General features: G+C 69.8%; 19 protein-coding genes and 1 pseudogene. 2 read left to right on the top strand and 18 right to left on the bottom strand.

Going from position 1 to position 26,631, the window contains the following annotated elements:
- The 8 genes and pseudogenes from HYV14_12110 to HYV14_12075 all read right to left on the bottom strand — a co-directional run bounded on the left by HYV14_12110 (position 1) and on the right by HYV14_12075 (position 10,767).
- A pseudogene (locus HYV14_12110) lies at positions 1–351 on the bottom strand (transcription elongation factor).
- A gap of 53 nt (positions 352–404) precedes the next feature.
- Positions 405–1,481 (bottom strand): c-type cytochrome, encoded by a 1,077-nt coding sequence (locus HYV14_12105; protein MBI2386743.1) that lies wholly within the window; start codon positions 1,479–1,481, stop codon positions 405–407.
- Positions 1,478–2,272, bottom strand: coding sequence for a cytochrome c oxidase assembly protein (locus HYV14_12100; GenBank protein ID MBI2386742.1), 795 nt, complete (start codon positions 2,270–2,272; stop codon positions 1,478–1,480). Before HYV14_12100 ends, HYV14_12105 begins: the two co-directional genes overlap by 4 nt.
- 192 nt (positions 2,273–2,464) lie before the next feature.
- Positions 2,465–4,999, bottom strand: a complete 2,535-nt coding sequence (gene ctaD / locus HYV14_12095; protein ID MBI2386741.1) for a cytochrome c oxidase subunit I — start codon at positions 4,997–4,999, stop codon at positions 2,465–2,467.
- On the bottom strand, positions 4,996–5,937 hold the full coding sequence (gene coxB, locus HYV14_12090; protein MBI2386740.1) for a cytochrome c oxidase subunit II: 942 nt from the start codon (positions 5,935–5,937) through the stop codon (positions 4,996–4,998). Before coxB ends, ctaD begins: the two co-directional genes overlap by 4 nt.
- Positions 5,938–6,040: 103 nt before the next feature.
- Positions 6,041–9,148 carry an efflux RND transporter permease subunit gene (locus HYV14_12085; protein MBI2386739.1) on the bottom strand — a complete coding sequence of 1,036 codons (3,108 nt, stop codon included), beginning with the start codon at positions 9,146–9,148 and terminating at the stop codon, positions 6,041–6,043.
- Between the two features lie 9 nt (positions 9,149–9,157).
- Positions 9,158–10,420, bottom strand: a complete 1,263-nt coding sequence (locus tag HYV14_12080) for a TolC family protein (GenBank protein MBI2386738.1) — start codon at positions 10,418–10,420, stop codon at positions 9,158–9,160.
- 89 nt (positions 10,421–10,509) lie between these two features.
- Entirely contained in the window at positions 10,510–10,767 is a 258-nt protein-coding gene (locus HYV14_12075) for a hypothetical protein (protein ID MBI2386737.1), read from the bottom strand.
- A 120-nt stretch (positions 10,768–10,887) separates the two neighbouring features.
- On the opposite strand from HYV14_12075, the gene HYV14_12070 reads away from it, so the two are divergent.
- The gene (locus HYV14_12070; GenBank protein ID MBI2386736.1) at positions 10,888–11,496 is read left to right on the top strand and encodes a urate hydroxylase PuuD; all 609 of its coding nucleotides are present in this window, start codon (positions 10,888–10,890) and stop codon (positions 11,494–11,496) included.
- A gap of 2 nt (positions 11,497–11,498) precedes the next feature.
- Entirely contained in the window at positions 11,499–11,744 is a 246-nt protein-coding gene (locus HYV14_12065; GenBank protein ID MBI2386735.1) for a CDGSH iron-sulfur domain-containing protein, read from the top strand.
- Positions 11,745–11,865: 121 nt separating this feature from the next.
- Here the strand turns inward: HYV14_12065 and folE are convergent, their stop codons facing one another.
- From folE to HYV14_12015, 10 genes are all read right to left on the bottom strand, one after another.
- A complete protein-coding gene (gene folE / locus HYV14_12060) occupies positions 11,866–12,474 on the bottom strand; it encodes a GTP cyclohydrolase I FolE (GenBank protein MBI2386734.1) in 609 nt (202 codons plus the stop codon).
- Between the two features lie 49 nt (positions 12,475–12,523).
- On the bottom strand, positions 12,524–13,978 hold the full coding sequence (locus tag HYV14_12055; protein ID MBI2386733.1) for a leucyl aminopeptidase: 1,455 nt from the start codon (positions 13,976–13,978) through the stop codon (positions 12,524–12,526).
- Positions 13,975–14,658: an aquaporin gene (locus HYV14_12050; protein MBI2386732.1), complete on the bottom strand. Its 684-nt coding sequence runs from the start codon at positions 14,656–14,658 to the stop codon at positions 13,975–13,977. The genes HYV14_12055 and HYV14_12050 overlap by 4 nt, the downstream gene beginning before the upstream one ends.
- A 120-nt stretch (positions 14,659–14,778) precedes the next feature.
- The gene (locus HYV14_12045) at positions 14,779–15,765 is read right to left on the bottom strand and encodes a PorV/PorQ family protein (protein ID MBI2386731.1); all 987 of its coding nucleotides are present in this window, start codon (positions 15,763–15,765) and stop codon (positions 14,779–14,781) included.
- A complete protein-coding gene (locus tag HYV14_12040) occupies positions 15,762–19,685 on the bottom strand; it encodes a LamG domain-containing protein (GenBank protein MBI2386730.1) in 3,924 nt (1,307 codons plus the stop codon). The genes HYV14_12045 and HYV14_12040 overlap by 4 nt, the downstream gene beginning before the upstream one ends.
- Before the next feature lie 36 nt (positions 19,686–19,721).
- Entirely contained in the window at positions 19,722–21,233 is a 1,512-nt protein-coding gene (locus tag HYV14_12035; GenBank protein MBI2386729.1) for an HD domain-containing protein, read from the bottom strand.
- Positions 21,233–22,813: an AMP-binding protein gene (locus HYV14_12030; protein MBI2386728.1), complete on the bottom strand. Its 1,581-nt coding sequence runs from the start codon at positions 22,811–22,813 to the stop codon at positions 21,233–21,235. The genes HYV14_12035 and HYV14_12030 overlap by 1 nt, the downstream gene beginning before the upstream one ends.
- Positions 22,814–22,948: 135 nt before the next feature.
- Entirely contained in the window at positions 22,949–23,830 is an 882-nt protein-coding gene (locus tag HYV14_12025; GenBank protein ID MBI2386727.1) for an ABC transporter permease, read from the bottom strand.
- A 1-nt stretch (position 23,831) separates the two neighbouring features.
- Positions 23,832–24,860, bottom strand: coding sequence for an ABC transporter permease (locus tag HYV14_12020; protein MBI2386726.1), 1,029 nt, complete (start codon positions 24,858–24,860; stop codon positions 23,832–23,834).
- Between the two features lie 6 nt (positions 24,861–24,866).
- A complete protein-coding gene (locus HYV14_12015; GenBank protein MBI2386725.1) occupies positions 24,867–26,621 on the bottom strand; it encodes an ABC transporter substrate-binding protein in 1,755 nt (584 codons plus the stop codon).
- Positions 26,622–26,631: the final 10 nt, after the last annotated feature.

The raw sequence follows: 26,631 nt of genomic DNA, 5'->3' as shown, positions 1-26,631 counted from the left end.
GCCGCGCGACGGCGCGCGCGTGCTCGGCCAGCGCCGGCGGGGAGGCGGCGGAGCTTCCCTCCTTCTTCAAGGCGCCGAGGACGGCGCGCGACCGGCGCCGCGACGGCTTCCCGGGAGCGCGCATGGTCCTCATCGCGCGCTCCGGCGCCGGCGGCCGAGGCCCTTCTTGGCGGGGACGCGCACGCCCGCGCGCCGGGCCTTCGACAGGCCGATCGCGATGGCCTGCTCGACGCTGCGCGCGCCGTGCTTCCGCTCCCGGATATGACGTATCTCCTCGCGCACGAACTCCCCGGCCTGCGACGCGGGCGTTCGGCGCCGCCGCGCGCGTTCCAACGTGGCTTTCTCGGGCATGATCCGACCTCCTTGCTTCCGGACGCAATCTACCTTTGATGCGGACGGCCCTCCTATGGCGGACGCGTCACGGTTTCAGGACGCAAAAGCGGCATGGCCTCGAAGTAGAGCGCGACGTCGCGCATCTCCGCGCGGGTCAGGCGCGCGGCGACCGACGCCATGAGATGGGCGTACGCGGAGCCGCCCCGGATCCCGTCCTGGAAGAGCCGCAGCTGCAGCTCGAGATAGGCGGCGGGCTGGCCGGCGAGCGCGGGGTAGGCCGGCTTGACCGGCTCGCTCTTCGGGCCGTGGCACTTGAGGCAGGACGGCACCCGGCGCTCCCGGATGCCGCGCTCCGCGATCGCGCGCCCCCGCGCGACGGCCGCCTCCTGCCGCGTCCCGGCCGCGGCGGAAGGACGAAGGCCCGCATAGTACGCGGAGAGGAGGCGCATCTCCTCGGCGCCCATCGCCGCGGCGATCGGCCCCATGGTCCCGCTGCGGCGGGCGCCCCGCGCGTAGGCTTCGAGCGCGCCGCGCAGGTAATCCTCGCGCTGGCCCGCGAGCCGCGGGAACAAGGGGCTTCCCCGGCCGAGCCCGTCCTGGCCGTGGCACCGCGCGCAGGACCGCGCCGGCCCCGACGGAGCGCCGTCGCCGTGGACGAGGGCGCGGTAGCCCGGGCCGTCGAGGCGCGGAAGCTCGCGCAGGAACGCGACGACGGCCCAGACCTCGTCGTCGCGCCCCGGCGCGGGCCACGCGGGCATCCCGGTGAACTTCACGCCGTGCTTGACCACGTAGAACAGCTGCTCGGGCGTACGCCGTGCCGCCCGTTCGGCGAGATTCGGCGGAGGCGGAGACATCGCGCGCGCGATCGGAGATCGCGGGAGTCCCGGCGCTCCATGGCAGGAGCGGCAGCCGGTCTCGTAATGACCCGCGCCCTTGAGCAAGAGGCCGGGGACGTCGAGCCGCGCCGCCTCCACGCCCAGGCTGTGCGTCGCGATCGAGCGGCGCATGGCGAACTGCAGGAACGCCTCCGTGATCCGCCAATGCCCCGCGCTCGCTCCGACCGGCACGAGGCCGCTCGCGACGACGAGCAGGCTCGCCGCCGCCGCGGCCGCGAGCGCGGCGGCGACCGTCAGAGGCGTGAGCTTCATGCCGACGCCTCCCGCTTGCGGGCGCGGAGCAGCCCGGCCGTGAGCCGCAGCCCTCCGGCGAGGTAGACGACGCCGCCGACCCCGAGCATGATGGCGCCGCCGAGATGCTGGTCCTCGAGCGGAGTAAGCCCTCCGCCCGCGTGCGCGTAGAGCGCGCGCGGGGAAAGGGCGAGCAGGGCCCCGAGCAAGGTCATGTGCATCGAGGTCAGCAGCAGGGCCGCGATCCCGGCTCCGGCGCGCTCCTCGCGGCGGGCGCGGTCCCCGCCGAGGACGGAGAGCCAGACGAGGAGTCCGGAGGCGAGGAAAGCGCCCTGCTCGGCCGCGAAGCCGAGGGCGCCGTGGCGCGCCGCGTGGTGCAGGGCCGGAGCGTGGAAGGCCCAGACGACGACGAGCTCGACGAGCGACAGCGGCACCGGCGGGAAGAGCGCGGGCGCGCGCCGGACCGGATCGAACGGGCCGCCCGCGAGCCCGAGCGCCAGCAGCGGCGCCGCGACGGCGACGACGCCCATGTGCAAGGTCATGTGCGCCGAGAAGGACCCCCCCGCCAGGCGCGGCAGCGGCCCGAGCCAGAGGGCCGTCAGCGCGGCGGCACCGAGCAGGAAGGTCACCGGCAGTCCTCGAAGAAGACGGCGGCGGCCGCGACGAAGACGACCGCCGTCGCGCTCAGAACGGAGAGCAGCAAGGTCGCGAAGCCGAGGAACCGGTGGCGGTCGGCGGGCGTGTCGAAGTCGTGCGAGAGCGGCTCGCGGCCGAACCGGTGGCGGCGCAGGCCGCCGAAGCCGACCAGGAATATCCCCGCGAGCGCGGCGGCGGTGAAGACGGCGATCGCGAGCCGCACGGTCCCGAAGGAGCGCGCGCCGGCCTTCGCGCACCAGACCGCCGCCGTCGCGTAGCAGAGCAGGAAATGGCCGGCCCAGATCGCGGGCGCGGCGGCGAGCCTCCACAGGCTCTCCTTTTCCTCCGGCGGATTCTCGTTCATGCGCTCATCTCGCCAAGGGGAAGCCCGAGATCACGGCGACGGTGACGACGGTCGTGATCAAGGCGAAGTGCCAGTACAGCGCCGTGTTCACGATGTCCATGTCGTGACGCGCCGTCAGCCGTCCGGTCAGGCCGCGCGCGAGGCAGTACAGCTGCATCAGCCCGCCCGCCGCGACGTGGAGCGCGGTCCAGAGCGCGAGGACCCACACGGTCGCGGCGTAGACGTCCTTCGTCGGGTCCAGCCCGGTCAGCCTTGGGCCGGCGGCGAGGGCGCCGGCGCCGGCGAGGCCGAGGGCGAATGCGGCGGCCAGCCCCGCGTAATAGGACCTGGCCCGGCCCCTCCGGTTCCAGCGGGCCGCGAGCGACGTCAGCGCCCAGGACCCGAGCACGAGCCCCGCTCCGAGGCACGGCCAGAAGACGCCCGGCCCCGCGGAGTCCTTCGGCGGGAAATCGGGACGCAAGGTCCAGTAGAAGAAGTAGCCGAACACGAGCGACGCGAAGGCGGTCAGGTCCGCCAGCATCGTGATCAGCATCGCCCACCAGCCGACCGAGGACGGGCCCGAGGCGTACAGCGGCAAAGTCACGCCCAGGCCGACGTCCTTCTCGGCCCTCGCCGGGATCGCCGCGGTGCCGGTCCACATCCAATGCCAGACGACCGCCGCGCCGAGGAGCGCGCTGACGAGGGCGGCTCCCCACCGATGGTAGGTGCCGAGGACGAAGAATCCTCCGATCGTGAGCGCCGCCCAGAACGTGACGAAAGTCGGGCCGCCGAGCTGCAGGCACTGGACCGGCCGCGCGTCGATGACGGTGGTGACGATCGTCTCGCGCCTGACGTCGTCGGCGTCGGGAAGGTAGAACCGGCCCTGGTCCACGTCGCGCATGAAGTCCGGCTGGTCCCACAGCGGGTAGCGGCCGTCGATCTCGGGGATCGAGCGCACGCCCCAGGGCTGGGAAGGATTCTCCGCCAGCCACTCGAGCGTCCCCGCGTCCCACGGGTTGCGCTTGGACAGGGGCCTTTGGGACTTCGGCCGCAGGATGTCCCACGCGATGATCGCGAGCCCGGCCGCGAGGACGAAGGCTCCGATCGTCGAGAGCAGGTTGAGGCCGTCGAAGCCCATGCCCGCGGGATAGGTGAACACGCGCCTAGGCATGCCGCGCAGGCCTGTCACGTGCATCGGCAGGAATGCGGCGTTGAAGCCGGCGAACATCAGCCAGAAGGCGATCCGGCCCAGGCGCTCGGAGAGTTCCCGGCCCGCGATGAGCGGATAATAATAGTAGCAGCCCGCGATGACCGGGAAGAGGGCGCCGCCGACCAGGACGTAATGCAGGTGGCCGACGACGAAGAACGTGTCGTGCGCCTGGAAGTCGAAGGGCGCCAGCGCCAGCATCACGCCGGTCAGCCCGCCGACGACGAAGACCGCCAGGCCCCCGAAGGTGAAGAGCATCGGCGTCGAGCGGACCGCGCGGCCCGCGGCCAAGGTCGCGATCAGGCAGAAGATCTGCACTCCGGTCGGGATCGCCACGGCTTCCGAGGCCGCCGAGAACAGGCCGAGCGAGATGCCCGGCAGGCCGGTCGTGAACATGTGATGCACCCACAGGCCGAAGCTCAGGAAGCCCGTGCCGACCGCCGAGAGCACGATCCAGCTGTAGCCGACGATCGGCCGGCGCGCGAAGGTCGGCACGATCATCGCGAGCAGCGCGATCGACGGCAGGAAGACGATGTAGACCTCGGGATGGCCGAACAGCCAGAACAGGTGCTGCCACAGGAGCGGGTCGCCGCCGCCGGCCGGGTCGAAGAACGGCCAGCGGAAGGCGCGCTCGAGCTCGAGCAGCAGGCTGCCGGCGATCAGCGGCGGGAACGCGAACAGGACCATGACCGCGGCGACGAGCACGTACCAGCAGTAGAGCGGGATCAGGTTGATGCGCATGCCCGGGGGGCGGCACTTGAGCACGCCGACGATGAGCTCGACCGCCGCGGCGATCGCCGCGATCTCGATGAAGGAGAAGCCCAGCAGCCAGATGTCCGCGCCGATCCCGGGCTGGTAGGCCGAGGTCAGCGGCGGGTACATGAACCAGCCGCCCGCCGGCGCGGCGTTGAAGAAGAGCGAGCCGCACAGGAAGAGCCCCCCGATCAGGTAGCACCAGTAGCCGAACGCGGACAGGCGCGGGAAAGGCAGGTCGCGCGCGCCCAGCATCTGGGGCAGGAAGATGATCGCCACCGCCTCGAAGATCGGGATCGCGAACAGGAACATCATGACCGACCCGTGGACCGTGAAGACCTGGTTGTAGGCCTCGGCCGAGAGGAGATCGTTGCCCGGGACGGCGAGCTGCAGCCGGATCAGGAGAGCGAGCACGCCGCCGAAGAGCAGGAACGCGAAGGCCGTCGCCGTGTACCACAGGCCGACCTCCGTGTTGTTGACCTCCGACCAGTAGCGCCAGCCCTCCGGCGTGCGCCACGCGTCGAGCAGGCGCTCCTCCTGCGCGCGGCGCAGCTCCGGGGGAGGCTCGTGCTCGAGCGGCTCGGGATCGCGCGGGGTCATCGCAGCGATCCGAGCCAGGCGACCAGCTCGCGCAGCTCCTCGGGCGGCAGCATCCCGAAGTGCGGCATGGCCGCCCCGGGCTTCACGCGGTCGGTCCGCTCGAGCCAGGTCCTCAGGCCCTCCGGCCCGTTGCGCAGCGTCCCGGCCCCGACGCTGAGCCGTCCGCCCACGTGCGTCAGGTCCGGGCCCACCGCGCCGTCGGCCGTGGTGCCGCGCACCGCGTGGCAGGCGGAGCAGCCGTTGGCCATGAAATGCGAACGGCCGGGCGCCGCTCCGGCGAGCGCGGGCCGCCGCTGGAGGTCGAGCCAGCGGGCGAAGCCCTCCTTCTCCATGACGATCACGTCGAACGCCATCAGCGCGTGGGAGGCCCCGCAGTACTCGGCGCAGACCCCGCGGAAGGTCCCGGTCCGCGTCGGATGCAGGACGAGGCGCGTGCGCCGGCCGGGGATCATGTCCGTCTTCCCCCCGAGGGCCGGGATCCAGAAGGAGTGGATCACGTCGGCGCTGTCGAGCACGAACTCGACGGGCTCGCCGACCGGCAGGCGGACCTCGTTGGCCGCCTCCACCTTCCCGCCCGAAGGCGGATGGTAGACGACGCGCCACCACCACTGCTCGCCGGTGACCGCGATCCGCAGGCTTCCGGCGGGCGCGCGCGCCAGGAGGCCGGGGAGGATCCTGAGGCCGTGGACCAGCAGCGCCGCGAGGACTAAGGTCGGCACCAGCGCGCCCCCTCCGATGATCAGCCGCCTGGCCCGGCGCTCCGGGTACGCCTCCGGGCGGGCGCTGACGGCGTGGATCGTGAGGGCCGTCAAGGCGATGCACACGACGACCGAACCCCCGGTCATCAGCCAGAAGAGGCCGGCGATCCGTTCGGCGCCGACGCCCGCCGGGTCGAGCGCCGACTGGCTCCCGGCGCAGGCGGCCGTGCACAGTGTCATCCACGAGCAGACGATCATGCGGCGGTCGATCATGGCGCCGTGAATAGGCTGGGATATCCTCCGGAGCTACACTAGCGAGGATGGCGCCGGTCTACCATGACGGTCATGTCATGCTTTCGCGACGGGACGGGCGGACCCACTTATACAGGACCGGCAGCACGATCAAGGTCAGCAAGGTCGAGGTGAGGAGGCCGCCGATGACGACGGTGGCCAGAGGCCTCTGCACCTCGGCGCCGATGCCGGTGTTGAGCGCCATCGGCACGAAGCCCAGGCCCGCGACCAAAGCCGTCATGGCCACGGGGCGCAGGCGCGTGAGCGAGCCTTCCTTGGCCGCCTCCGCGTAGGTCCGTCCCTTCTCGCGCAGCTGATTGAAGAAGGTCACGAGCACCATGCCGTTGAGGATGGCGATGCCCATCAGCGCGATGAAGCCCACCGACGCCGAGACGCTCAGCGGTATGCCGCGCAGCGCCAGCGAGAAGATGCCGCCCGTCATCGCCAGCGGGATGCAGGTGTAGACGAGGACGGCGTCGCGCAGGTTGCCGAAGCTCCACCAGAGGATGACGAGGATCGCGAGCAGGACCGCGGGCACGATCAAAGAGAGCCGCGCCTGGGCGCGCTCCAGGTTCTTGAACTGCCCCCCCCAGGACATCGTGTAGCCCGGCGGCAGCTTCACCTCGCGCTCGACGGCGGCGCGCGCCTCCGCGACGTAGCTCGAGATGTCGCGCCCGGCGAGGAACACGGCGACCGCCGCGTAGCGCTGTCCGTAGTGGTGGGCGATGGTCGTGACCTCGTCGTTGGTCTCGAAGTCGACGACCTTGTTGAGCGGGATCGAGCCGCCGTCCATGCCGACGGGCAGGGACTTGATCGTCTCGACGTTCTCGCGGTGCTCCTCCTCCACCCTCAGCACCACGGGGAAGCGCCACTGCGCCTCGTAGAAGCTGCCCACCTCGCGGCCGGCCATGGCGGCCTCGAGCAGGCCGTTGACGCGGCCCAGGTCGAGGCCGTAGCGCGCGATGGCCCCGTAGTTCGGCCGCGCGCTGAGCACCGGGCTTTTCCGCAGCGCCGTCAGGGGGTCCATCTCGGCCTCGTCGGTCCCCGGCACTTCCTCGAGGACTTCTCTCGACCGCTCGAGCAGGTCGATGAGGACGGAGAGGTCCGGGCCGTAGATGCGCAGGCTCACGTCGGCCCTGCTCCCCTCCAGTATCTCGCCGAAGCGCATCTCGATGGGCTGGGTCTCGGCGATCTCCTGGCCGGGGACCTCCTTCTCGATCGCTTCCTTGATGGCCGCGTACACCTCCGCCTTGGAGCGCTCGCGGTCCCGCTTCAGGATCACGAAGGTGTCCGCGAGATGGACGCCCATCGGGTCGGTGGCGGATTCGGGCGTGCCCAGGCGGCCGAACACGCGCGCGACCTCGGGGAACTTCGCGATGACGCGCTCGCTTTTGCGCTGCATCTCGAGCGAGGCGTCCACGCCGATGTCGGAGTCGCGCGTGAAGTTGATCACGATGTCCCCCTCGTCGAGCGGAGGCATGAAGTCGGCGCCCATGCGGCCGTAGGCCAGGAGCGAGCCGGCGAGGAGAAGGCCCGCCGGGACCGCGGCCAGGACCGGCCGGCGGAGGCAGGCCACGAGCGCCGGTTCGTAGACCCGCAGCAGGCGCGCGTAGAGCGGGCTCTCGCCGCCGCCGTGGACGGCGGGCGCCTTGAGGAACAGGTAGGCGAGCACCGGCATGAGGAGCACGGCGACGAGCAGGGAGGCTCCCAGGGCCATCAGGACCGTGATCGCCATCGGGTGGAACAGCTTGCCCTCCACGCCCTCGAGCGAAAGGATCGGAACATAGACGAGCATGATGATGAGCAGGCCGAGCGAGACCGGCTTGATCACCTCGGCGGCGGAATCGATGAACAGCGCGAGCCGGGTCTCCCGGTCGAGCGGGCCCTTATGAGCCTCGAGGCGGCGCAGGGCGTTCTCGATCATCACCACCGCGCCGTCGACGAGCAGTCCGAAGTCGATGGCGCCCAGGCTCATCAGGCTCGCCGAGACCCCGAACAGGCGCATGCCGATCGCGCCGAACAGCATCGAGATCGGGATGGCGAGCGAGACGAACAGCGCCGCGCGCAGGTTGCCGAGGACGGCGAGCAGGATCACGACGACGAGGACCGCGCCCTCGGCCATGTTCACGACCACGGTCCTGAGCGTGGCGTCGACGAGGTCGCTGCGCGTGTAGAGCAGCTCGACCTCCACGTCGTCCGGCAGAGGGGCCTCCTTGAGGGCGCGCTCGGAGTCGATCGCCACCTGGCGGGAGTTGGCCCCGCTGAGCATGAGCATGATGCCCATGACCGTCTCCTCGCCGTTCTCCGTCGCGCCGCCCATCCGCTGGGCGAAGCCTTCCTTGACGTCGGCCACCGCCGACAGCGGGACGGGCTTGCCGCGCACGTCGAGCTTGACGGGGATGACGCGGATCTCGTCGAGGCTCCTCAGCCGGCCGGAGGCGCGCACGATCACCTGACGGCCCTTGGGCTGGATGTAGCCGCCGCCCGAGTTCTCGCCGACGCCTTCCAGGCGTTCGGCCACCTGCTCGATGGTCACGCCGACCTTTTCGAGGCGCTCGGGGTGGATATCGATGTGGATCTCCTTCTTGTAGCCGCCCGTCGCGTCGATCTCGGCCACGTTCTTGATCGAACGCCGAAGATAAGGCACGAGGACGAAGTCCTGGATGGTCCGCAGGTAGAGCAGCCGCTCGCGTTCGGGCTTGGCGGCGAGCGGCGTGCCGGGCTTGGCCTTGACGGCGTACATGACGACCTCGCCGAGGCCGGTGCTGATCGGGGCGAGGTGGGGCGAGAGACCGGCGGGCAGCTCGCCGCTCGCGCCCTGGAGCTTCTCGCTCACCTGCTGGCGCGCCCAATAGATGTCGGTGCCGTCCTCGAAGGTGACGACGACCTGCGACAGGCCGTACTTGGACAGAGACCGGACGTCTTTGACATGGGCGATGCCGCTCATGTCGGTCTCGATCGGGAAGGAGACGGTCTTCTCGATCTGCTCCGGGTCGAGCGCCCCGGTCTTGGTGTTGACCATGACCTGAACGGGCGTGATGTCGGGCACCGCGTCCACGGGCGTGACGGAGACGGCGTACAGCCCGGCCGCGCAGCCGAGCGCGAAGAAGAGGATCACGGCGAGCCGGTTCTTGAGAGTCCAGTCGAGAAGGCGAGTCATGGCGTTCTCCTAAAACGAGGCGAGCTTGGTCAAAGCGTCGCGGTCCGCGGTCAGGACGAACAGCTCCGCCGCCTTGGCGGCGAGGTCCGTCTGGGCGTCGAGGGCGCGGCCGAAGGTCTCGGCCGCGGAGCCGTCGAGCTCCAGGAGGGTCAGCAGGTCCACCTGGCCTTTGCTGAAGCCCTCGTCCGCCGCCCGCAGCTGAGCCTCGAGGTCCGTCAAGGTCTCGGGCGTGTACTTGAGGACGACCTGCCGCGCCGCCTCGTACTCCACCAAGGCGTGGAGCATGTCGGCCTGGAGCTTGCGTTCCGCGAAGCCGAGCAGGCGCTCCTCGGCGAGCTTTTTCTTCTCCGCGCTCCTGATCCCGGAGCGGTTGGCGTTCCAGGACGGGAAGGCGAAGCTCAGACCCACGCCGTAGGTCTTCTCCGTCTCGGCGGCTTTGGCCCTCTCGTAGGAGGCGACGAGAGAGGCGTCCGGCAAGCCTTCGCGCGAGGCCAAGGCCCGGTCCAGCCCCGCTCCGCGGACCGAGAGCCTTTGGACGCGGAGCTCCGGGTTATCCGCCAAAGCTTTGTCCAGCCACTCCTTCCCGTCGAGCCGCCGGGCGCCCGAGAGCCACGGGACCTCGACGTCGGGGGTTTCCCCCGGAGCGAGGGGCGCGTACGTCCTCAGCTTCTCGAGGGAAGCCTTCGCGCCGGCCTCGCTCTGGATCGCGTCGGCGGCGAGGTTGTTGAGTCGGTGCTGGACGATGCGGCTCTCCGCCTTCCGCTGCGGGGTCGGGAACACCCGGCCGCTCAGGTAGGACTGGATCAGTTCGAAGCGCTTGCGGCGGCTCTCGGCGAAGGCGGCCTTGCGGCGCCCCGAGGCGTATTCGAACGCGCCTTGGGCGACGGCGGCCGTGACGAGCACCTCCGACGCCGCGCGCTTGACGCGCGAGGACTCCGTCTCGAGGTCGAGAAGCCGCCCGCGCAGGCCCGGCTCCCCCGTCAGGGGCAGAGGCACGGAGGCGGACAGCTCGTAGGCCGGGCCGCTGCCCGCCGGCTCGCTCTTGCGGCCGAGCAGGATGCCGGCGGAAGGCCCCTCCCAGACGCGGGCCTGCGCCGCGGAGAGGCTGTTCTCCTCGACGCGCGCGTCCTGGGCGGTCAGGAGCGGCGTCGATTTCAGGGCCAGGCTCACCAGCTCCGCCAGCGCGTACCTTTTGGCTGACGGCGCGGCCTCCTGGGCGAAGACCGGTCCGGCGAGAAGAATGGCTGCGGCGGCGGCGAAAAGAGTGGACATGGAGCCTCGGTTGATGCGGGTCGCCCTGCCGGAAAACAACCGGCAAGAATGGAGAATGCGTCAGGGACGGCGGCGTCGGGGCGCGGCGGTCAGGCCGCGAGGCGGGGCGGGCGGAAGATCGAGGAAGGCGGCAGGTAGGCGTACGCGGAGCGTTCGTACGAGGCGTACTTCGCCGGAACGGGGGCGATCGCGATCTCGGCGACCCCCTGCGGGGCGAGGTGCGGGCCGCAGAAGCAGGCCTGGCAGGCCTCGGTGGTGTCGCAGAGGCCCGCGACTTCCTGGGCGCAATCGAACGCGAACAGGCCCAGAACCGCGAACACCAGCCCCTGAAAGATCCAGCGTCTCATCGGGCGGCAGTTTAACAGATGCGGCCGGGAGCGTCAAGCGAGCGTCACCCGTCGGCGATTGACGCCGCCGGGACAAATCCGATATATTTGGTCAGGATTCAATATTCGTCAGGAGGCGCGATGAGCAAGCTCGAGTTCGGGTTCCGCTGGCTGCACGTGTTCATGGGAATCGTCTGGATCGGTCATCTCTATTTCTTCAACTTCGTCAACCTTCAGCTCCAGGGCAAGATGGACGACCCGACCAAGAAGCTCGTCAACCCCCACCTGATGCCGCGGGCGCTGTGGTGGTTCCGCTGGGGCGCGATGGTCACCTTCCTGTCGGGCCTGGTCCTGTTCGCCCAGATCTTCATGTACACCCCCGACCTCGGCTGGGGCGCGAACCTGATCTTCAAGGGCGCCGAGGGCCTGACCGACCGCGCGCGCTGGATCATGTGGGGCATGACGTTCGGCTCCATCATGTGGTTCAACGTCTGGTTCGTCATCTGGCCCGCGCAGAAGAAGCTCCTCGGCGGCACGGCCGGCGACGCGGCTCCCGCCCTGCGCACCCGCGCGGCGCTGGCGTCGCGCATCAACACCTACCTGTCGGCCCCGATGCTCGTCGGCATGCTCGGCGCCGGCCACGCGGGCATGCCCTTCAGCTACGGGGCGCTGCTGACCGCGGCGCTGCTCGGCCTGGCGATGATCAAGGCCGCGTACGTGCACTCGACCTTCGTCGGGCAGACGGTCTGAGCGTGTCCGGCATCCGGAACAAGCCGTACGTGTGCGAGGAGCAGCCGGGCCGAAAGGCCTGGTGCGCGTGCGGCGAGTCGGAGAAGCAGCCCTATTGCGACGGCTCCCACGCGCGCAAGAACACCGGGAAGTCCCCCATCGTCGTGGAGCTCACCGAGGCCAAGAAGGTGGCCTGGTGCGGCTGCCGCCAGTCGAAGAACAAGCCGTTCTGCGACGGGACCCACCGGACCTTGCCGCCGCTGCCTTAAGAATACGCCGTAAAGAAAAGAAGCCCCGGCTCTCGCGAGTCGGGGCTTCTTCTTTTTGAGGGACTGTTTCCGGAAACAGTCCGCGTGAAGATCCGCGGACTCGCACCGGTGCGAGTCCGGGCTAGACGGGGCGCGACTTCACGAGCTCGAGGAACTCCTTGCGGGTGCGCGCGTCCTTCTTGAACACGCCGAGCATGCACGAGGTCGTCGTCGGCGAGTGGTGGCTCTCCGCGCCGCGCATCTCCATGCAGAGGTGTCGCGCCTCCATGATGACGCCGACGCCGATCGGCTTGAGCTTGTCGGCGAGCGTGTACGCGACGTCCGTCGTCAGGCGCTCCTGCACCTGCAGGCGGCGCGCGAAGACCTCGACGATCTTCGGGATCTTCGAGAGCCCGATGATCCTCTTGTTCGGCAGGTAGGCCACGTGCGCCCGGCCGAAGAAAGGCAGCATGTGATGCTCGCACATCGAGTAGAACGCGATGTCGCGCACGATCACCATCTCGTCGTAGCTCTCGGTGAACAGGGCCTCGTTGATCAGGGCGTCGAGGTCCACGCGGTAGCCGCTCGTCAGCTCGCGCAGCGCCTTGGCCACGCGGTTGGGGGTCTTGGCCAGCCCCTCGCGCCTGGGATCCTCGCCGAGGTCGGCGAGGATCTCTTTATAGTGGCTTTCGATGCGAGCGATGTCCGGCTCGGCGCCGAGGCGCGGCGCCTTGGACTTGATCCGGCTCATGGTCGCTTCCCCGGTCTATCGACGCGACCATTTCCTGCGCTATGCTCGGTCACAGCGCCCCCAGCCACTCGAGCAAGGTGCGCACCGGCGAGCCGGTCGCGCCCTTCGGGGCGTAGGTCGCCGACTCGCCGCCCGTGAAGGCCGTGCCGGCGATGTCGAGGTGGGCCCACGGCTTGCCGTCCACGAACTCCTGGAGGAACAGGCCGCCGATGATGGAGCCGGCCTCGCCGCGCGCCTTGGAGATGTTGAGGAGCTCGGCGATGTTGCCCTTGATGTTCTCCTTGTAGTCCTCGACGAGCGGCAGCTCGCAGAAGGCCTCGTCGGCGCGCTTGCCGGCGGCCTTCACCTGGCCGATCAGCTTGGGATCATTTCCCATGATGCCCGCGACCTTCGAGCCGAGCGCGATGACGACCGCGCCGGTGAGCGTCGCGAGGTCGACGATCGCCTGCGGTTCCTGCTTCGCCGCGAGGCACAGCGCGTCGGCGAGGACCAGCCGGCCCTCGGCGTCGGTGTTCCAGACCTCGATGGTCTTGCCGTTCATGGCCTTGAGCACGTCGCCGGGCTTGTAGGCGTCGGGCCCGGGCATGTTGTAGGTCGCGCCGATGATGCCGTGGACCTCGACCTTCGGCTTGAGCTCGGCGATGACCTTGAACACGGCGAGGACGGAGGCGGCGCCGGCCATGTCGCACTTCATGTCCTCCATCGACTGCGCCGGCTTCAGCGACAGCCCGCCCGAGTCGAACATCACGCCCTTGCCGACGATGGCGACGCGCTTCTTGGTCGCGGCCTTGGGCTTGTAGACCAGGTGGATCATGACGGGCGGCTGCGCGGAGCCGCGCGCGACGCCGAGGAAGGAGCCCATGCCCATGTCGGCGCAGGCGACCTTGTCGAGGATGGTGACGCTCACGCCGGCCCCCTCGAGGGTCGAGGCGAGGTCGGCGACGCTCTGCGGCGTCTTGTCGGAGGGGCCCCGGTTGACGAGGTCGCGCGCGAAGGAGACGGCGGACGCGTAGGTCGCCGCCTTGGCGCAGGCCTTCTCGAGCGCGACGCGCGAGCCGGAGTCCTGCACGACGATCGTCGCGGAGGTCAGCTTGTCGGCGTCGCCCTTCTTGTACTCCTCGAACTTGTAGGAGGCCAGCAGCAGGCCCTCGGCGATCGCCTGCGGCTGCTCGGAGCAGAGGACCGCGATCTTCTCGCGCTTGGAGCGGATCGCTCCGAGGAGCGATCCGGCCGCCCGGCGGAAAGTCTCGGAGTTCGAGCCCTTCTTCTTGCCCAGGCCGACGGCGAACACGCGGCGGTGCTTGCCCAGGACGTCGAGGTCGATCCGGCACACCTCCTTGACCCCGGCCTTGAAGCTCTCCTCGTGCAGCTTGGCGTTGAGCGCGACCTTCGCGGCGTTGGAAAGGACCTTGGCGCCGGCCAGACCGGCGTCCTCGTAGACGAAGACGGCCAGGTCGCGGTGGTCGGACTCGAGGGCTTTGAGCGGCAGGGGCGAGACGTTCATGGGCGGTTCTCCTCAGCGTGTATCAGGTAAGGGGCGGCGAAGGCGGCGACGACCGCTCCGGCGAGCGGGCCGACCCAGTAGACGTAATGCATGGACCAGAAACCGGCGGCCAGCGCGGGACCGAAGGCTCGCGCCGGGTTCATCGCGCCTCCGGTGAGCGGGCCGGCGACGAGCGAGCCGAACAAGGTGGCGGCCCCGACCGCGAGCGGGCCGACGCGGCGCGCGCGAGGCTGGTCGGAGGCGAAGACGGCCAGGGCGAGGAAGAAGGTGGCGACGGCCTCGACGAGGGTGGCGGCGCGGTAGCCGATGCCGACGGGAAGGCAGGAGCCGAGGTAGGCCGGCTCGGTCAGGAGCTCGGGCCGGCCGCCGGAGAGGACCGCGCGGAGGAACAGGCCCGCGCACATCGCGCCGAGCAGCTGGGCGCCGAGCGCGAAGACGCCGCGCAGGGCGTCCACCCGGCGCATGGCCAGCTCGGCGACGGCGATGGCGGGGTTGAAGCGGCCGACGGCCGACGGGAAGGCGTGCATGACCGTCACGGCGCCGCCGGCGTAGGCGAGCGCGACGCCCACGGGGCCGATCCTCCCCCCCGTCGCGTAGTCGAGGCAGAGCGCCCCGGCCCCCGCGAGCGTCAGCGCGAAGGTCCCGGCCAGCTCGGCGGCGAACGCCCTCAATCCACCCATCGCGGATGAGGATACTAAATCTCCCCATAAGTGGTGTCAGGCTCGCAAATTCGTCGAATTCCGGGCCGCAAGAATTCAAGGAATTTGCGAGCCTGACACCGGGTCCCACCGGGTCCCCGGTCAGAAGCGGTAGGAGAGGGACAGCTTGTGGGTGGAGCCGAGGCCGCCGGCGGGCGACCAGCCGTAGTCGAAGCCGAAGCGCTGGACGCCGAGGCCGCCGCCGAAGGAGACGCCCGTCAGGCCTCCTGAATCCGTGCTTTTGAGGCGGCCGTCGTAGCCGCCCCGGAGCGCGGCGGAGAGGCCCTGCTTCATCGGGACGCGCCACTCGAGGCCGAAGCTCGGGTAGAGCGAGCGGTCCCGCGGGGCGTTGAGGTCGAGGGTGACGACGAGGCCTTTGACGACGCGCAGGGCCTGGCCGACGGTGACGAGCATGGGCAAGGGGTCGCCGGCCTCCCGGAACTTGAGCTGTCCTCCGAGGTTCTGCGCGCTGAGGGACAGGGCGTAAGGGAACTCCCCCGGCAGCCAGGTGCGCCAGCGCGCGCCGAGGTCGACGGCGCCGGTCGAGGCCGTGCCCTGGATCTTCGAGGTCACGTACTTGAGGCCGACGCCGACGTCGAGGCCGCGCGAGACCGTGGCGCCCCAGGCGAGGAAGACCGCGAGGTCCTGCGGCGTGAAGCGGTCTCCGGTCGCCGTCGCGGTGTTGTCGATCTCGGAGAGGCTCCCGGAGTTCTGATAGAGGACGGCGACGCCGAGCGTGCCCAGCTGGTCGGGCCGCAGGTCGCGTTCCCGCCCGGTCTGGCGCCCGAACGGCGATTCCACGGGCTGGGCGTAGGCGATGAAGTCCTGAAAGGTGCCCTGGTACGAGGCGCCGTGGGTCATCGTCGCGTGGCGGTAGCGCAGGCCGGCGAGGCCGGCGGGGTTCCAGTAGATCGCCGTCGCGTCGTCGACGGCGGCGCGTACGGCGCCGCCCATGCCCGCGGCGCGGGCGTCCGCTCCGAGCTTGAGGAACGGCGCCCCGCTGGTACCCGCCTGGGTCGCGCCGAAGCCCGCCGCCGCGGCCGGGAGGGCCGCGGCGAGGAGCAGGACGGCGAGGATCGGTTGTCTCATCTCTCGATCGCGAACTTGACGACCGACTCTCCGCCGGCGCCGGTGATCCGGGCGAAGTACACCCCGCTGGCGCAGCGCTGGCCGCCGTCGGTGACGCCGTTCCAGACGACCGAGCCCGAGGAGGAGCCGTCGAAGGTGAACTCGCGGACGCGCTCGCCGGCGAGGCTCAGGATCCGGATGACTCCGGTCACGGGCAGGCGGTCGAAGGTGACGCCGGGGGCGTCGAAGCGGCCGTTCGTGCCCGGTTTCCAGGGGACCGGGTAGACGCGGACCTGCGCCAAGGCGGTCCCGATGGTCAGCGGAGCGAACATCGCGAACACGGAGAAGTGCGGCGTGAAGAAGGTGACGCGCCGCGTCGCGGGGTCGACGTAGGTCGGCAGCAGCTCCCAGCGGTTGACCGTGGTGTTCAGGGTGTAGACCTTGATCGCGGAGGCCGCGAGAGGCGGGTTCGAGCCGTCGATGATGTTGTCCCCGTTCGCGTCGGCGTAGGGCATCGAGACGCTCGCCGAAGAGCCGAGCGTCTGCGTGAACGGCGTCCCGCTCACGATCGGCACGATCTCGATGATGCTGTTCGGGACGAGGGTGAAGCCGGTGGGGATCACCGTGAGGCCCTCGTTGAGGACGGAGGCCGTGACCGTGATCGGATGGGCGAGCGGGTCCACGGAGACCGAGATCGTGGCGGGCGCGCCGAACGCGTTGGGCGCGAGGCCGATGAGGATCCCGTTGTTCGGGGACGGAGGCGTCACGGTGGAGACGTAGCTTCCCTCGAACTCGGCTAAGGCCTCCGCCGCGCTCAGGGCGCGGTTCTGGACGCGCACCGCGTCGATGCCGCCGAGGAAGCCCCGGTCGTAGGCGGTGGCGCCCGACTGGCGGTTGCCGATCGTGATGTCGTGGTTCGCCGCGGTGCGCGCCGGCACGGCCAGGACGGTCGAGGCGGGGCGGCCGTTGACGTAGAGCGTGGCGCTGCCGACCGAGGCGTCGTAGGAGCCGATCAGGTGGATCCAGCTCCCGACCGCGACGGTCTTCGTCGACGCGGCGATGAAGTTGAGCTTCGGGATGAAGCGGTACAGGCCGCTCGAGACGTCGAGGGCGAAGTTCTCCACCGTGGCGCTGCCGCGCACGACGATCCCGGCGCCGTTCGGCTGGGACAGGGTCGAGGGGTTCACCCAGGCCGAGACGGTCATGCTGCCGGTGAACGCGTACTGCGCCGCGTCGGGGACGCGCGCCAGGCTGCCCGCGAGGCCGGAGAAGGACGCCGCGGCGCCGAGCCCGGCCGGGCCGGAGACGAAGGTGGGCGTGGAGGTGCACAGCGCCGTCACGCAGGTCAGCTGCGCGGGGTTGGTGAAGCCCGAGGAGTCCGCCGCGGACGTGCCGGTGCTCTCGTCGAAATGCCATTGCCCGATCGAGCCGCCGGGCGGGACGTAGGCCGAGGGCGGGGACAGGACCGAGGTGATCGCGGGGTCGGGGATCGTGCGCGTGGCGGCGAAGACGGCGTAGGCGGTGCCGTAGACCTGGCTGCCGTTGACGGAGCGCACGCGCGCGTAGTAGGTGGTGCCCGGGAAGAGCCCGGTCGCCGTCGCGGTCGTCGCGTTGACGGTCAAGGTGGTGACGATGATGCCGTAGGTCGCGTCGGTGGTGACCGCGATCTCGTAGAACGTATAGGAAGGATTGATCCCGCCGTTCCAGGAGTAGGTGATGCTGCTCGCGAAGGCCTCGTTGACGGTCGGGGCCGTCGGGTTGTTGGCCAAGGTGAAGGCGGTGGCGGTGGCGCGCTGTCCCCCGCCGTTGGCCGAGACGGCCTCGACGCGGGTCGTGGACTGCGAGTTGGTCGTCAGGCCTCCCTGGGGGAAGGAGAGATCGCCGCCGGTGTAGAGGGTCGAGCCGGCGACGTCGAAGAGCTTGTAGTACTGGGCGCCCGGCACGGCGGTCCAGGTCCAGAGGATGGAGGTGTTCGACAGCGGAGCGCCGCCGAGGTTGGGCGCGCCGGGCAAGGTCGTGAAGGAGGTGCTGACGAACACCGAGCCGGTCCCCCCGAAGCCGTCGCTGGAGCGGCCGCTGACCGACTGCACCCGCACGTAATAGGTCGTGCCGATGGAGAGGATCGGGATCGTGATCGAGCTGCCGGTGAGGTCGCTGGCGACCGTCGCGGGCGTGGAGACGCCGGTCGCGAACGTCGGATCCTGCGAGATGGCGACCAGATAGCGCGTGTAGGACGGGTTCCCGTTCTGGTTCCAGCTGATGAGCGCGCTGCCGGTGGAGACGTTGCTCGGCACGACGCTGGCCGCCAGCGGCGGGTTCGCCAAGGTGTAGATGGACGTCGCGACGCTGAGGCCCGAGCCCCAGACGTCGGTGACGCGGAGCTTTCGTCCGACCAGCTGGTTCGACCCGCCGGCGACGTTCTCTCCGACGGTGAAGGTCGGATGCGCCATGCTGCCGGGCGGGATCAGGTTCGCGCCCGAGACGGCGTCGACGAGCTGATAGGTGACGGAGGTCGAGCCCGGGGGCAGGCAGACGCGCGGCGGTAGGCTCCAGTTCCAGGTGATGTCGTTCGGCGAGGTGGCGACCGCGGCCAGGGACGGAGCGATCGGCGGCAGATTGTCGATCGTGACGCCGTAGGAGGTGCCGAAGGCGGCCTCGCCGTCGATGGATTGCCCCACGAACTGCCAGCGGCCGTTCGCCGTCCAGGGCTCCGCGGGCGACGCTCCGGCCGTCGAGTAGGTGACGACGGCGGTGGTGCCGTTGACCGGGGAGCCCGCGTAGGTGCCCGCGGCGGTGCTGAAGGTGACGCCGGCGTCCGACGAGTACTTGTGGAACTGGGTCGTCCACTCCAGCATGATGTCGTCGTCCGTCAAAGTCGTGTTCACGAGGCGGACGTCGTCGATGGAGCCGTTGAAGTATTCCGAGCCGCCGCCGTAGCGGCCGATCTCGAGGGTGGCGTTGTTGGGATGCGTGGAGAAGGAGTTGGTGCTCGCCGCGACCGCCGTGCCGACGAGGACCCCGTCGATGTAGAACCGGCGGTCGATGCCGTTGCGGCGGACCAGATGGACGAGGTGCCAGCCGGCGAGGGTGCCGGCGGCGGTGAGGCCGCTGCCGCGCTCCAGGTCGGCGCCGGGGACGGCGTCGCGCGAATCGAAGTGGCGCAGGCCGCCGGTCGCGCCGACGCCGATGCCCCAGTACCCGGTCGCGCCCTGCTGCGAGACGATGCGGCCGTTGAAGGCGGAGGGCTTGACCCACGCCGCGAGGGTGTAGCTCGCCGGCAGGTCCCAGTTGGCGGAATTGGTCGTCGATCCGTAGAGGGTGGAGCCGTTGAGCTGGAGCGCCTGGGCGGACAGGCCGCTGGCGGCCAGGCCCGGCAGCGGGCCGGCCGGCGTGATGGCGACGCTGCCGCTGGCGGCGGGAAGCGTCGTCGTGCTCGCCAGGCAGGCGGCGCCGCCGATGGGCACCGGCACCTGGTTGCTGCCCAACCCGTACAGCGTCATGGTGTTGGCGCAGGCGGCGCCGGCCGTGTCGCGGTAGGTGCACTGCCCCGTCTGGAGCGCGGCCGAGCCGTTCCCGTCGATGTAGTGGTAGGTCCAGGTCTTGCACGAGTCCGCGCCGCCGTTGCAGCCGCCGGTGTAGCAGCTGGAGACCGTGACCGTGAAGTTGCCGTCGAAGCGCCACAGGCCGAGCGTGCTCGTGGGCAGGACGCTGAGGCGGCGCTGGCCGACCTTCAGGCCGGGGTCGAGGCTCTGGGCCTCGACGAGGACCGTCGGGGCCGGGTGGCTGGTCACCGTGCCCGCCGCGAAGCTGCCGTCGCACTGCAGGACCTTAGGAGTCAAAGTCGGCTGGACGGCGAAGGACGCCGCCGGGGCGACGAGGGCCGCCGCCGCGAGCGCGGCTGCGATGAGATGACCACGAGCGTTTCGCGAGGTGGGCGCCATCCTATTAGTAGAGGCTAGCTTCCGGCTGTTACGCAATCATTTCAGGCGTGAGATCAGGGCCAGGGCCTCGTCGCGGCTTTTGACTTCCCCCTCGGCCTGCGCCTCGCTGACGCGCTCGAGGAGCTCCCCGATCCGGGGTCCGGGCGGGATCTTCAGGGCCTTCATGATGTCGCGGCCGTCGAGCAGGCGTTCGGGGACCGGGGCGCGCGACAGGTCCCGCCACCGTCGCAGCAAAGTCGAGACGAGCTGGAGATGGTGGACGGTCTTGCGCGCGTCCTCCGGCTTGAACGTCGAGAGGTCGGCGCGCTTGACGTCGGCGGAGGTCGTCTTGAGGAGGCGCTTGAGGCGCGCCTCGGGAAGGTAGCTGGCGTGGTCGCCCCAGCAGACGATCAGCAGGCCCGGGGCGTCGGGGCCGAGGTCGCGGAAGAAGCGGTACGCCGCGCGCTCAGTCAGCGGTCCGCCGGCCGCCAGATGGCCTGGGCGCAGGTGCTGGCGCACGATGGCCGACGCGGTGCCGATCTGGTCCCGCGAGAGGCGCAGGCGGCGCAGGATCTTCTCCGTGAGGACCGCGCCCTTCGTGTCGTGCTCGAAGAAGCGCAGGCGCCCGTCGATCCTCTTCGCGGTCTCGGGCTTGGCGACGTCGTGCAGAAGCGCCGCGAGGAGCAGCAGGGCGCGGAACGGCGGGCCGCCGCGCAGCGCGATGTGCGCCTCCAGGTCGGCGGCGAGCGGCCGGTAGACCGTGCGCAGGTTCGCGAGCAGGAAATCCACGCGGGCGCAGACCTCGAGCGTGTGCTTCAGCACCCCGCCGGGGCCGTAGTAATCCTCGGCGCAGCGGCGCGCCGGCTCGAGCTCGGGGAAGACGGCCGTGAGCAGGGCGTGCTCGTCCATCAGGGCGAGCCAGGACGAGGCGCCGGGGACCGCGAGGAGCATGAGCAGCTCCGCGGCGACGCGCTCGGCGGCGGGGACCTGGATCAGGCGGCAGCGGCGCTGGATCGCCTTCAGCGTCTTCCCCTCGATCGTCAGGCCGAGCTGGGCGGCGAGGCGGAAGGCGCGCAGGAGGCGCAGCGGGTCGTCGCTGAGGTTCTCCTCGATGTCCGCGCGGACGAGCCCGGCGGCGAGGTCCTTGAGCCCGCCTCGCGGGTCGATGAACGCCGACTCGGGGAGCGAGGGCGGCAGCTCCTTCGTCAGCTCGAGCGCGGCCGCGTTCACCGTGAAGTCCCGCCGGGCGAGGTCCTCGAGGATGGTCTTGCCCTGGAGGCCGGCGACGTCGATCTGCTTGAGCGTCTTGCCCCGCGCGGGCATCAGGACGAGGCGGTACACGGCGTTCGTCTCGTCGAGGGTGACGAGCGTGCCCTTGAACGCGCGCGCGAGCTGGGCCGCGAGGGAGCGCGCGTCGGCGCAGGCCAGGTCGAGGTCGCCGAAAGGCCGGCCGAGGGCCGCGTCGCGGATCGAGCCGCCGACGAGCCACACCGGCTGCCGGGCGACGGCGAAGACCCTCGCCAGCGTCGCGCGCGCCTCGGCGCCCAGACGGACGCGCCGGGCGGACATCAGGACCTGGCGGCGGGCGGGGCCGCGCGTTTCTTCAGCTCGCGGTCGCGCAGCTCGCGCTTGAGGACCTTCTGGAGCGCGTTCTTGGGAAGGGCGTCGACGATCTCGACGTCGCGCGGGCGCTTGTAGGCGTCGAGGCGGTCCTTGAAGTACTGGAGCAGGGCCGACTTCTCGAGCACGCAGCCCTTCTTGAGGACGACGAAGGCCTTGATGACCTCGTCTCCGACCTCGTCGGGCACGCCGATGATCGCGCTCTCCTCGACGCCGGGGTTCTCGGCGATGACGGCCTCGACCTGCGCGGGGAACACCTTGAGGCCCTTCACGATGATCATGTCCTTCTTGCGGTCGCGGATCGCGAGGTAGCCGTCCTCGTCCAGGACGCCGATGTCGCCGGTCTTGAGCCAGCCGTCGGCGGTGAACGAGGCGCGGGTGTCCTCGGGCCGGTTCCAGTAGCCCTTCATCACGCAGTCGCCCGAGACGCAGATCTCGCCCTCGGCGCCCGTCGGCAGCGGATTCTCCGCGTCGTCGACGATCTTCACCCTCACGCCGTCGATGGCCGGGCCCACCATGCCGAGGCGGATCGCGCCGGGTGCGCTGATGGTGGCCACGGGGCTCGTCTCGGTGAGGCCCCAACCCTGGTCGATCGCGACGCCGATGGCGTCCTGGAACGAGTCGGCGACGACGTTCGAGAGCGGCGCGGCGCCGGAGACCGCGATCTTGACGCGGCGGAAAGCCCAGTATCGCAGGAACGCGCGCGTCTTCCAGTCCTTGGCCTCGCGGACGAGCGCGGCGTACACCTGGGGCACGGCGGCGAACAGGCTCACGCCGCGGCGGCCCATCGCCTTGAGCCAGGGCTTGGCCGGCGCGATCGCGGAGAAGACGACGCACGTCAGCGTCAGACGCAGCGAGGTCAGCACGATCCCGGTCCAGGCGAAGCTGTGGAACATCGGCAGGATGCACAGGGTGACGTCGGAGCGGTCGAGCACCATCCGGCGCAGCGAGGACTCGGCGTTCGTCACGAGGTTGCGGTGCGTGAGCATGACGCCCTTGGGGAAGCCAGTCGTGCCCGAGGTGTAGAGGATCGCGGCGACGTCGCTCTCGACGGCCGCGTCCGCGTGGTCGTCGGCGAAGACGGGCGACCGCAGCTCGTGCAAGGGCCTGATCAAGGCGGTCGGAGGCGCGGAGAGATCGGTGACCCAGAGATTTTTCAGCGCCGCGCATTTGGCCGCGGCCGCCGTCAGCCCGGGAAGGAAATCGCTCTGGGTGAAGACGCCCTTCGCGCCGCAGTCGCCGAGCATGTAGGCGAGCTCGTCGGCCTTCTGCACCATGAAGTTGATCGGCACGGCGATCGCGCCGAGGCGGTTGACGGCGAAGTAGGCGACGACGAACTCGGGGGCGTTGCGGTGGACGATCGCGACGCGGTCGCCCTTGACCACGCCGGCGCGGCGCAGGCCCGCGGCGACCTCGAGGACCTCCCGGCGCAGGTCGAGGAAGGAGACCTCCCGCTCTCCGAACACGAGGGCGGTCTTCCCCCCGCCCTCCTGGGCCGAGCGGTCGAGCAGCGCGTTGAGGGTCGACATGTTAGAGCTTAACGGCTGAACCACAGAGACACAAAGACACCAAGAAGAACGTAAGAAGAGTAAACGGCTCAGCCGTTAACCCGTTCTCCGTTGTTCTTGGTGTCTTTGTGTCTCTGTGGTTCAATCCGTTCTCCGTTATTTTTGTCGAGGGTCGAGGATGTCCCGGACGGCGTCGCCCAGGAGGTTCCAGCCGAGCACGAACAGGAAGATCGAGAGGCCGGGGATGAAGACGGTGTGCCAGTACTCGAAAGGGTTCCCGGACGACCCCAGGATCCAGTTCCGGGACAGGGAGATCAGCTGGCCCCAGTCCGCGTAGCCGACCGGCGCGCCCAGGCCGAGGAACGACAGGGCGGCCGCCGTGATCACGATGCGCCCCATGGACAGGGAGGCGACGACGAGGACGGGATAGATCGAGTTCGGGATGATGTGGCGGAAGAGGATGCGCGCGTCGGAGGCGCCGATCGCGCGCGCCGCGGCGACGAAGTCCCGCTCCTTGACGGACAGGACGTCGCCCCGCATGAGGCGCGCGTAGGACGGCCAGGAGACGGCGGTGACGGCGACCATCACGTTCTCGAGGCTCGGCCCGCGGACCGCGACGATGACGACCGCGAGCACGATGTCGGGGAAGGCGAGGATCACGTCGGTGAAGCGCATCAGGATCTCGTCGACCCAGCCGCCGTAGAACCCGGCCGCGCCGCCGAGCAGGATGCCGACGAACACCGAGAAGCCGACGACCTTGAGCGCGACGGAGAACGCGGTGCGCGAGCCCCAGACCATGCCGTAGTATAGGTCGTACTGCTGCTCCGTCGTCCCGAACCAGTGCTCCTTCGACGGACGCACCGGGTCGGGGCTGTAGCCGGACTGAGGGATGATGTAGGAATCCCGCGAGCCGGCCTCCGGCGGGGCCAGGACGGGCGCCAGGACCGCGACGGCCAGGAAGAAACCGATCAGGCCGAAGCCGAGCAGGGACATCGGCCGGTATCTGAGGACCTTCCAGGCGGACTTGAGCTTCGTCATCTCAGCTCCCCACCCGGATGCGCGGGTCGACGACCGCGTACAGCAGGTCGGAGACGAGGTTCGCGATCACGAACAGGAACGCGGCGAGCAAAGTCGAGCCCAGCACCCCGGGGATGTCGAGCTGCTGCGCGGCCTGCACGCCCCAGCGTCCGATGCCCGGGAAGTCGAAGACGGTCTCGGTGATGACGACGCCGCCGAGCAGGCCGATGAACATCAGGCTCGACAGGGTCACGACCGGGATGAGCGCGTTGGCCAGCGCGTGCTTGCGGATGATGACGCTCTCCGGCAGGCCCTTGGCGCGGGCCGTGCGCACGTAGTCCTTGCTCAGCTCCTCGAGCATCGTCGAGCGCGTGATGCGCAGCAGCAGGGCCACCGAGATGTACAGCAGGGTCGTCGCGGGCAGCACCATGTGCTTGGCCACGGTGAGGAAGCCCTGCCACTCGCCGTTGAGCAGGCAGTCCAAGGTGAGCAGGCCGGTCCAATGCCGGAAGGTCTCCGAGTGCACGAGCATGTCGGTCGTGAGGTCGTAGCGCCCCGGCGGGAACCAGTGCAGCTTCCCGTAGAAGACCATCAGCAGGAAGAGGCCGAGCACGAAGCTCGGCAGGGAGTAGCCCGTGATCGCGACGAAGCGCGAGGCGTGGTCGATGAACTTGTCCTTGTGCACCGCCGAGAGCACGCCGAAGTAGACCCCGACGATCATGATCGGGAAGAAGGTGATCAAGGTCAGCTCGAAGGTGGCCGGGAAGAACGCCTTGACGGCGGACGCCACCGGCATCTTCGCGGTCTCCGAGTATCCGAGCTCGCCCTGGGCGACCTGCTTGAGCCACAGGCCGTACTGCACGTAGACCGGCTTGCGCAGGCCGTGCTTCTCGATGACCGCCTCGAGCTGGGAGAGCTGGCGGGGGTCCTTGATGTACAGCGACGCGCGCATCTCCGGGGACAGGAATTGGAGGCAGGCGAACAGCAGCGCGGTGACGCCGAACATCACGAAGGGCAGGAAGGCGAGCCGCTTCAGGCAGAACTTGAGCACAGTGGTCTATTCCTTGGAGATCGGGTAAAAGTAGCTTCCGTAGGGCGAGTCGGGGAAGATGGGGTTGTGATACCACCCCTTCACCCACTCGCGCTGGGTGCGGTAGCGGACGGCGTCGATGATGTAGAGCTGCGGCGCCTCCTCGAACGCCAGGTCCTGGAGCTTCGCGTAGAGGTCCTTGCGCCGGGAGGCGCTCGTCTCGGCGTTGGCCTCCTCCACCAGGCGGTCGAACTCCGGGTTCTTGAACTTCTGCGTCGCCGGATAGTCGCCCTTCGAGTGCAGCATCGGGAACGCGAAGTTGTGCGGGTCGGGGTAGTCGGCGTTCCAGCCCATCACGAAGATCGGGAGCTTCGACTGCTTGTAGTTGTCGAGGAAGGTCGGCCACTCGACGGCGCGCACGTCGATCTTGAACTTGGGGTTGAGCCCCTCGACGTTGCGCTTCAGGATCTGGCATACCGTCTGCCGCGGGAGGTTGGCGGTGTTGAAGGCGATGGTGAACTTGAAGCCCTGCTCCCAGACCTTCCCGCCCCACGCCTTGCGGAAATGCTCCTCGGCCTTCTTCATGTCGAGCGAGTACTTCCGTCCCTTCGGGTTGTGGCCGGGGAGCGACTTCGGGATGGGGCCCGTCGCCTGGGTGCCCTTGCCGCGCATCACGTCGCTGATGAAGCCCTTGTAGTCGAACGCGTAGGCGAACGCCTTGCGCACGTCCTTGTCGGAGAAGAAGTCGGCGGGAATGCCCTTGCCGTCGAGCTTGCCGCTGCCGAGGAAGGAGTTGCCTTGGGCGTTGATCTGGTAGGTGAAGAACACGACCGGGCTCATCTCGACCGTCGGAAGGTCGTCGATGACCTTCACGCCCGGGATGCCCTGCAGCTGGGTCAGCAGCGGGCGGTCCGCGTAGATCGCGTCGGCGTCGCCGGCCTGGAGCATCAGCTTGCGCGTGCCGAACTCGGCGACGCCCTTGATGACCACGTTCTTGAGCTTCGCCGGCGCGCGCCAGTACAGCTCGTTGCGGGCCAGGATGAACTCCTTCGTCTTGCGGTCCCAGCGCTCGAGCTTGAACGGCCCCGTGCCCATCGCGCGCTCGAAGAAGGGCGAGGACTCCTTGCTCGGGTTGTTGTGCTTCTGCCAGGTCGCCTCGGTCCCGTCCCAGTCCCCGTTCTGGACGGCCCAGGCCTTGGGGAGCACGGGGGCCCACGAGGCGAGTATGGTCAGCAGCGGCGCGTACGGCCGCGGCAGGCGCAGGATGAGCTTGTCGCCCTGCAGGCTCACGGCCCTCTGGAGGTCCTTCCAGACGTCCGGCAGGATCTTGCCGTCCTCTCCGCGGGTCGACGCGTACCCGAGAAGGGGCTCCATCAGCAGGGCAGAGGGGCCCGCGGCGCGGTCGAACAGGATGAAGCGCTGGATGGACCACTTCACGTCCTCGGGGGTCATCGGCGTGCCGTCGTGGAACCGGACGCCCTTGCGGATCGGGATGGCGTAGGTGCGCCCGTCGGGCGAGATCCCCCCGTTCTCCTGGCTCGGGACCTCCGCGGCGATCAGCGGGATCAGCTTCGAGGTCGAGGTCTTCTCGAACTGGAACAGCGGCTCGTACAGGTTCATGCCGAGCATGTGGCTCGCGGTGTCGTACGAGTACGCCGGGTCGAGGCTGTCGGCGTCCGAGATCGTCAGGTAGGTGTAGACGCCGGGGTTCTTGACCTCGCCGGCGGCCGAGGCCGGGACGGTCGCCAGGAGGAGCGCCACGACGAGGAATAGCCGCATCACGGGCCGTATT

The organism is Elusimicrobiota bacterium, assembly GCA_016182905.1.
Taxonomy (GTDB): domain Bacteria; phylum Elusimicrobiota; class Elusimicrobia; order UBA1565; family UBA9628; genus GWA2-66-18.
Note: the sequence above shows the minus strand (reverse complement) of the source record. Positions and strands in the feature narration are given on the sequence as shown.

What these genes read in the sequence shown, in the direction of transcription:
- HYV14_12070 (MBI2386736.1), top strand. Translation starts at nt 10,888, where the DNA reads ATGAGCAAGCTCGAGTTCGGGTTCCGCTGGCTGCACGTGTTCATGGGA.
- HYV14_12055 (MBI2386733.1), bottom strand. Translation starts at nt 13,978, where the DNA reads ATGAACGTCTCGCCCCTGCCGCTCAAAGCCCTCGAGTCCGACCACCGC.
- HYV14_12050 (MBI2386732.1), bottom strand. Translation starts at nt 14,658, where the DNA reads ATGGGTGGATTGAGGGCGTTCGCCGCCGAGCTGGCCGGGACCTTCGCG.
- HYV14_12105 (MBI2386743.1), bottom strand. Translation starts at nt 1,481, where the DNA reads ATGAAGCTCACGCCTCTGACGGTCGCCGCCGCGCTCGCGGCCGCGGCG.
- HYV14_12035 (MBI2386729.1), bottom strand. Translation starts at nt 21,233, where the DNA reads ATGTCCGCCCGGCGCGTCCGTCTGGGCGCCGAGGCGCGCGCGACGCTG.
- coxB (MBI2386740.1), bottom strand. Translation starts at nt 5,937, where the DNA reads ATGACACTGTGCACGGCCGCCTGCGCCGGGAGCCAGTCGGCGCTCGAC.
- ctaD (MBI2386741.1), bottom strand. Translation starts at nt 4,999, where the DNA reads ATGACCCCGCGCGATCCCGAGCCGCTCGAGCACGAGCCTCCCCCGGAG.
- HYV14_12040 (MBI2386730.1), bottom strand. Translation starts at nt 19,685, where the DNA reads ATGGCGCCCACCTCGCGAAACGCTCGTGGTCATCTCATCGCAGCCGCG.
- folE (MBI2386734.1), bottom strand. Translation starts at nt 12,474, where the DNA reads ATGAGCCGGATCAAGTCCAAGGCGCCGCGCCTCGGCGCCGAGCCGGAC.
- HYV14_12080 (MBI2386738.1), bottom strand. Translation starts at nt 10,420, where the DNA reads ATGTCCACTCTTTTCGCCGCCGCCGCAGCCATTCTTCTCGCCGGACCG.
- HYV14_12085 (MBI2386739.1), bottom strand. Translation starts at nt 9,148, where the DNA reads ATGACTCGCCTTCTCGACTGGACTCTCAAGAACCGGCTCGCCGTGATC.
- HYV14_12030 (MBI2386728.1), bottom strand. Translation starts at nt 22,813, where the DNA reads ATGTCGACCCTCAACGCGCTGCTCGACCGCTCGGCCCAGGAGGGCGGG.
- HYV14_12025 (MBI2386727.1), bottom strand. Translation starts at nt 23,830, where the DNA reads ATGACGAAGCTCAAGTCCGCCTGGAAGGTCCTCAGATACCGGCCGATG.
- HYV14_12045 (MBI2386731.1), bottom strand. Translation starts at nt 15,765, where the DNA reads ATGAGACAACCGATCCTCGCCGTCCTGCTCCTCGCCGCGGCCCTCCCG.
- HYV14_12075 (MBI2386737.1), bottom strand. Translation starts at nt 10,767, where the DNA reads ATGAGACGCTGGATCTTTCAGGGGCTGGTGTTCGCGGTTCTGGGCCTG.